The organism is Streptomyces sp. NPDC038135 (genome assembly GCF_055601245.1).
Map to the genome: position 1 here is coordinate 433,144 of NZ_JBVJXS010000006.1, position 6,000 is coordinate 439,143.

The 6,000-nt window shown below is 74.3% G+C and carries 5 protein-coding genes; 3 read left to right on the top strand and 2 right to left on the bottom strand.

Features of this window, described 5'->3' with window-relative positions; genetic code table 11:
- Positions 1-154: 154 nt before the first annotated feature.
- Both ACZ7JA_RS19635 and ACZ7JA_RS19640 read left to right on the top strand, forming a co-directional pair.
- Positions 155-2,170: an NADPH-dependent 2,4-dienoyl-CoA reductase gene (locus tag ACZ7JA_RS19635; protein WP_351660882.1), complete on the top strand. Its 2,016-nt coding sequence runs from the start codon at positions 155-157 to the stop codon at positions 2,168-2,170.
- A 28-nt stretch (positions 2,171-2,198) separates the two neighbouring features.
- Positions 2,199-2,783, top strand: a complete 585-nt coding sequence (locus tag ACZ7JA_RS19640) for a PadR family transcriptional regulator (protein ID WP_351660884.1) — start codon at positions 2,199-2,201, stop codon at positions 2,781-2,783.
- 41 nt (positions 2,784-2,824) lie between these two features.
- Here ACZ7JA_RS19640 and ACZ7JA_RS19645 read toward each other — a convergent pair whose 3' ends face one another.
- A complete protein-coding gene (locus ACZ7JA_RS19645) occupies positions 2,825-3,373 on the bottom strand; it encodes a hypothetical protein (protein WP_470809435.1) in 549 nt (182 codons plus the stop codon).
- Between the two features lie 190 nt (positions 3,374-3,563).
- Positions 3,564-4,550 (bottom strand): fibronectin type III domain-containing protein, encoded by a 987-nt coding sequence (locus tag ACZ7JA_RS19650; RefSeq protein ID WP_470809437.1) that lies wholly within the window; start codon positions 4,548-4,550, stop codon positions 3,564-3,566.
- Between the two features lie 263 nt (positions 4,551-4,813).
- Between ACZ7JA_RS19650 and ACZ7JA_RS19655 the strand changes: the two genes are divergently transcribed.
- Positions 4,814-5,620 carry a glycoside hydrolase family 75 protein gene (locus ACZ7JA_RS19655; protein ID WP_470809439.1) on the top strand — a complete coding sequence of 269 codons (807 nt, stop codon included), beginning with the start codon at positions 4,814-4,816 and terminating at the stop codon, positions 5,618-5,620.
- Positions 5,621-6,000 lie beyond the last annotated feature (380 nt).

Genomic DNA, 6,000 nt, shown 5'->3' on the forward strand with positions numbered 1-6,000 from the left:
ACGACGGCGCCCCGGCCGGCGAAGAGCCGGCCGGGGCGCCGTCGTGTCCGCGTGAAGTGGCCGGACTCACCTCCGCCCGTTTATGCAACTAGTTGCACAACGGGGTGCGCTTCCTCTACAACAAGAGGCGACCGCACCCCGCACGGAGGGCCCCATGAGCCGTTACCCGCACCTGATGTCCCCGCTCGACCTGGGTTTCACCACCCTTCCCAACCGCGTGCTCATGGGCTCCATGCACGTCGGCCTCGAGGAGGCCGAGCGCGGCTTCGAGCGGATGGCGGCGTTCTACGCGGCCCGCGCCCGCGGCGGAGTGGGCCTCATCGTCACCGGCGGCATCGCGCCCAACGACGAGGGCCGGCCCTACGAGGGCGGCGCCAGGCTCACCACCGAGGAGGAGGCGGAGCAGCACCGGACCGTCACCGACGCCGTGCACCGCGAGGGCGGCCGGATCGCCATGCAGATCCTGCACTTCGGCCGGTACGCCTACCACCGGGACCTGGTGGCCCCGAGCCCGGTGCAGGCCCCCATCAGCCCCTTCGTGCCGCGCGAGCTCGACGACGCCGACGTCGAGCGGACCATCGAGGACTACGCCCGCGCCGCCCGCCTCGCCCGGCGGGCCGGCTACGACGGCGTCGAGATCATGGGCTCCGAGGGCTACCTGATCAATGAGTTCATCGCCGCGCAGACCAACCACCGCACCGACCGCTGGGGCGGCTCGTACGAGAACCGGATGCGCTTCCCCGTCGAGATCGTCAAGCGCGTGCGCGAGGCCGTCGGCGAGGACTTCATCATCATCTACCGGCTGTCCATGCTGGACCTGGTCCCGGGCGGCTCCTCCCTGGAGGAGGTCGTCACCCTCGCCAAGGCGGTCGAGGCCGCCGGGGCGACGATCATCAACACCGGCATCGGCTGGCACGAGGCCCGCATCCCCACCATCGCCACCTCCGTGCCGCGCGGCGCCTACACCTGGGTCACGAAGAAGCTGATGGGCGAGGTGTCCGTCCCGCTGGTGACCACCAACCGCATCAACACCCCCGACCTGGCGGAGGAGTTGCTCGCCGACGGCTGCGCGGACATGGTGTCCGTGGCCCGCCCGATGCTCGCCGACCCCGACTTCGTCGCCAAGGCGGCCGCCGGGAAGCCGGAGGCCATCAACACCTGCATCGGCTGCAACCAGGCCTGCCTCGACCACACCTTCAGCGGGCAGATCACCTCCTGCCTGGTCAACCCGCGCGCCTGCCACGAGACCGAGCTGGTGCTCTCCCCGACCCGGCTGGCCAAGCGGGTCGCCGTCGTCGGCGCCGGACCGGCCGGCCTGGCCTGCGCCGTCAGCGCAGCCGAACGCGGCCACACCGTCACCCTGTTCGACGCCGCGAACGAGATCGGCGGGCAGCTCAACGTGGCCCGCAAGGTCCCCGGCAAGCAGGAGTTCGACGAGACGCTGCGCTACTTCCGCCACCAGCTCGACGAGCACGGCGTCGACGTGCGGCTCGGCGCCTGGGTCACCGCGGCGGACCTCGACGGCTACGACGAGGTCGTCGTCGCCACCGGCGTCACCCCGCGCGTCCCCGAGATCCCCGGCGCCGACCACCCCAGCGTGCTCGGCTACCTCGACGTGCTGCGGGACGGCGCCCCCGTCGGCGACCGGGTGGCCGTGCTCGGCGCCGGCGGCATCGGCTTCGACGTCGCCGAGTACCTCACCGACGGCGGCGACAAGGCGAGCGAGGACCCGGGCACCTACTTCCGCAACTGGGGCGTCGACATGGACTACCGGGCGCCCGGCGGTCTCACCGCCCCGCGGCGGCCCGCCCCGCCCCGCACCGTCCACCTCCTGCAGCGCAAGACCACCAAGGTCGGCGCCGGACTGGGCAAGACCACCGGCTGGATCCACCGCACCGAGCTCAAGCACCGGGGCGTGACCATGGTCCCGGGCGTGCGCTACGACCGGATCGACGACGCCGGGGTGCACATCACCGTCGGCGAGGAGAGCACGGTCCTCGAGGTCGACACGGTGGTGCTGTGCACCGGCCAGGAGCCGCGCCGCGACCTGTACGAGGAGCTGGTCGCCGCCGGCCGCAGCGCCCACCTGATCGGGGGCGCCGACGTCGCCGCCGAGCTGGACGCCAAGCGGGCCGTCAAGCAGGGCACCGAGCTGGCGGCGGCGCTGTAGCCCCGGCGCGCGTCCCTAGGATGAGCCCATGTCACTCCCGCACGCCATCCTCACCGCCCTGCTGGAGAAGCCGTCGTCGGGCCTGGAGCTGACCCGCCGGTTCGACCGGTCGATCGGCTACTTCTGGTCCGCGACGCACCAGCAGATCTACCGCGAGCTGGGGAAGCTGGAGGGGGAGGGTTTCATCCGCGCGCTGCCGGCCGAGCAGCCGGCCCGCGGGCAGAAGAAGAGCTACGAGGTCCTGCCCGCGGGCCGCGCCGAACTGGCCCGCTGGACCGCCGAGTCCCAGGACCCGAGGCCCCACCGCGACGCGCTGTTCCTGCGGCTGCGCGCGGCCGCGGTCGTCGGCACGGCGGGCCTCGAGGCCGAGCTCGGCCGCCATCTGGAGCTGCACCGGCGGCAGTTGGCCGAGTACGAGGAGATCGAGGGGCGCGACTTCCCGCCGGGCCGGGACACCCCCGAGGACCGCCTGCGCCACCTGGTCCTGCGCGCCGGCATCGACCTGGAGACCTTCTGGACCCAGTGGCTCACCCGCGCGCTGAAGGAGTTCGCCGAACTTCCCCCGGCCACCGGGGAGAACGGGGCGGAACCGGCGGACGGCACGCCCGCCTGAGGGTCGCCGATGCCGGCGCCGCCGGGTGCCGGAACGCCGGCTCAGAGCCGGTACGGCTTCGAACGCCGGCGCAGGAACCAGACGGTCGCCGCCACGGCCGCCGTCACCAGGGTCGCGCCGATCCCCAGGGTGAGCGGGCCGTAGTCCCGGCTGGCGCCGCCGACGCCGCCCTTCACGCCGCGCGAGGGCGCGGGCGTGAAGGTCGACGAGATCGTGGGCGCGCTGGACACGCTGGGCGCCGAGACGATCACCGACTGGGTGCCCGCGGTCGTGCCGTTGGAGCACATCACGACCACCGTGTACGTCCCCGGGCTCACCCCCGACCAGGCCGCGGACTGGCTGACGGTGGTGCCCGAGAGGGCGACCTGCCGCCCCTGGGAGAAGTTCCCCTGGCGGCTGCTGATCAGGGAGGCGTTGCCCCAGCTGCCGTTGCTCTGGGTGCACGCACTCGTGACGACCGAGACCGTGGAACCGGTGGTGCTCACGGATATGCCGGAGGCCGCGGCCGACGGTCCGGCGAGTGAGGCCGGAAGCGCGGCGGCGGCCGCCAGGGTCAGACCGGAGCGGAGGAGAAGTCGGGAGTTGCGCATTGGCTGGCCCTCCGGCGGCACGGTTGGCGGTACGTCCCATGCGCCGCCGAGGTCGGGAAACGTCCGTGCCTCAACGGCAGCAAACGCGGCGCCGGCCCCCGGCGCACCCGGACCGCGCCCAGTCGGGTGATCCTTAACCCGTCCGGCGTGCCCCGGCGCGCGCTCCGCGCTCCGGTCCCCGTCCGGCGAGTCAGCCGCCCCGGTGCCCGCCCAGGACCACCGTCCGTTCCGCCGAGAAGCCGCCCCACGTGCCGTCCGGCAGCCGGGCCGCGAGCCGTACCCGGTGCGTTGCGCCCGCCTCGCGCCCGGCGAAGAAGCTGTAGTGCGCCCGGCCCCGCGGCGGATCGCCGCCCCAGACCAGCGAGGTGGCCGCTGCGCCGTCGAGCCGGATCCGGTACTCGGTGACCACCCCGTCCACGGCCGGCGGATCCCAGGACAGGTCGATGTAGTACGCCCCGCCGGACCGGTGACTCGACGCGGTGAACGCGGCCGGCGCGGTGTCCCGGCCGTCGTCGGCGCCGGGCGTGGTGACGCGGACCGACGCGCTGGCGGGGGAGACGTTGTCGGCCGCGTCCCGGGCCCGCACCGTGAAGACGTAGCGGGTGCCCGGGCGCAGCCCGGTGACCACGGTCGCGCGCTGCCCGCCGCCGACGCTGTGGATCGTCGCGCCGCCCTGCCGTATCTCGTACGACGCCACGCCCCGGTCGTCCCGGGAGGCGGACCAGGACAGCTGGACCGCGCGGCTGCCCACCGCCCGCCCGGCGAGTCCGGCCGGGCGGGCCGGCGCCGAGTGGTCCGCCGCCACCGCGGCCGGCGTCCGCGCCCGCACCGCCCGGCTCGGCGGACCGAGGCGGCCGTCCGCGTCCCGGGCCCGCACGGTGAAGGCATACATGGTGGACGGCCTGAGCCTGGTGACGTCCACCATGTGCTGTGTGCCCGGCACTTCGCTGACTTTCGTGTGTCCGCGATATACCTCGTAGCCGCGGACCGCGGCGCCGCCCGCTACCGCGTTCCACATCACGTGCACGCTCGTGGCGCTGCCGGCCGCGGCGGTGACCCCCGTCGGGGCGCCCGGCGCCCGGCCGTCGTCGCCCTCGGCCGCGCCGCCCCAGCCGCAGGACGCGACCAGGACGAGGAGGGCGGGAACCAGCAGGGGCGGAAGGGGAACGCGTCGCACGGCTCTGCCTCCCCGGGGGACAGCGTGACGACAAAGGTCCGGACCAATATGACCCGCTGGGTGCGGGCATGACAAGGGGGCCGGGCCGGTGGCGTCGGCGGGAGCCGTGCGGCGTGATCCCGGGTCTCGGCTCCTTTTGGCTTTTCATCAGACGAAAGCGTCAAGGTGCTGCTCCATCCGGACCCAAAGGAGTGTCGCACTCGCTCGGTGATGACGTTTTGGGCATGGTGTCCGGAATGTTCCCGAGGAGAGGGTCCCTCAGAGTGCGTGTCCAGACGCTGACGCTGGTCGTGGCCGGTGCCGCCCTGCTCGCCCCGACGACACCGCCCGCCGCTGCCGTACCGACCGGGGAGCGACCACTGGCCGCGCGCGACAAGGGCGCCGCGACGGCCGCGCGCGGCGAGGGCGCCGCGACCGCCGTCCGTGACGAGGGAGCCGTGACCGCCGCCCGCGGTGGGGGCGCCGTGACGGCGGCGCACGGCGAGGGCGCCGTGACCGCCGCCGACCTGCTGGACCGGGTGCGCTCCTGCGACCGGGTCTCCCGGGGCGGGTACCGCACCGACCACGTCTCGTCCGCGAAGGTCTCCGTGTGCGGCACCCGCGGGGCGGTGTTCTGGAAGGCCGATCTGGACATCGACTGCGACGGACGGCCCACCGCCCGCTGCAACCGCCGCACCGATCCGCTGTTCGCGGCCGCCACCGCCTACCAGCAGTCCGACGGCCGCCATCTGAGCGCCGCGTCCCTGCCCTACATCGTGCTGCCGGGCCCGAGCCGCATCTGGGACCACCGCGACTACGGCATCCGGGGCGGCTCCGTCGCGGCCGTGGTCTACCGGGACCGGGTGCAGTACGCGGTCGTCGGCGACGCCGGCCCGCGCGACATCATCGGCGAGGCCTCCTACGCCACCGCCCGCGGTCTGGGCATCCACCCCGACCCGATCCGCGGCGGAGCCGCCTCCGGCGTCACGTACATCGTCTTCAAGGACTCCCGCATCACCCCGATCGAGAGCCACCGGGCGGCGGTGCAGGCGGGCGAGCGGCTGGCCCGCCACTTCGTCGACCACCACTGAGCACCGGCCCCACCGAGCCGTGCGGCGAGGCCTACGTACGCCGAGCTGTCCGGCGGGGTCCGCCACACCCCGCGGGCGACGTCCGCCATGCCGTGCGGCGAATATGTCCGTCGAGCCGTGCGGCCGGGGTACGTCGGTCGAGCCGTGCGGCGGGGCCCATGTCCGCCACACCCCGCGGGCGACGTCCGCGATGCCGTGCGGCGGGGGTACGTCCGGCGAGCCATGCTGCGGGGTACGTCCGAGCCCTGCTGCAGGGTGCGTCCGCCGGGTCGTGCGGCAGGGCTTGCGTCCGCCGGGTCGTGCGGCAGGGCTTGCGTCCGCCGGGTCGTGCGGCAGGGCTTGCGTCCGCCGGGTCGTGCGGCAGGGCTTGCGTCCGCCGG